This is a genomic window from Bacillus sp. SIMBA_026, assembly GCF_046535335.1.
Lineage (GTDB): Bacteria > Bacillota > Bacilli > Bacillales > Bacillaceae > Bacillus > Bacillus velezensis.
Genome location: NZ_JAWRWX010000239.1, coordinates 1 through 265, shown reverse-complemented (window position 1 = coordinate 265; position 265 = coordinate 1). Strand labels below are relative to the sequence as shown.

Annotated in this window: 1 protein-coding gene; it reads right to left on the bottom strand. The window is 42.6% G+C overall.

Features of this window, described 5'->3' with window-relative positions; translation table 11 throughout:
• The coding region (locus SB847_RS21330; RefSeq protein WP_410578647.1) for a hypothetical protein at positions 1–213 on the bottom strand (213 nt) is incomplete at its 3' end.
• Positions 214–265: the final 52 nt, after the last annotated feature.

Sequence of the window (265 nt, the reverse complement as noted above, 5' to 3'; positions counted from 1 at the left end):
CTGATAGGCATTTTCTTCCATGCCCATGTTTACTTCGGTAGTTTGAAACTCACTTAAACCATGCTCATTAAACAAATAAGCTTGAGGATGAATGATATTCCAGGATACTCCATAATGAGTTTGAGCATAGTGTTGGCCATCGAAATACCTTAGGCTGGGACTAAAACGGAAGAAATCTATAGCGTCGAACCCACTTTTACGGTCACGACGCATAACGAAAGTATCCCGGGGAATTCGCCAGTCACTATGCCCTGCAAACGAAAAG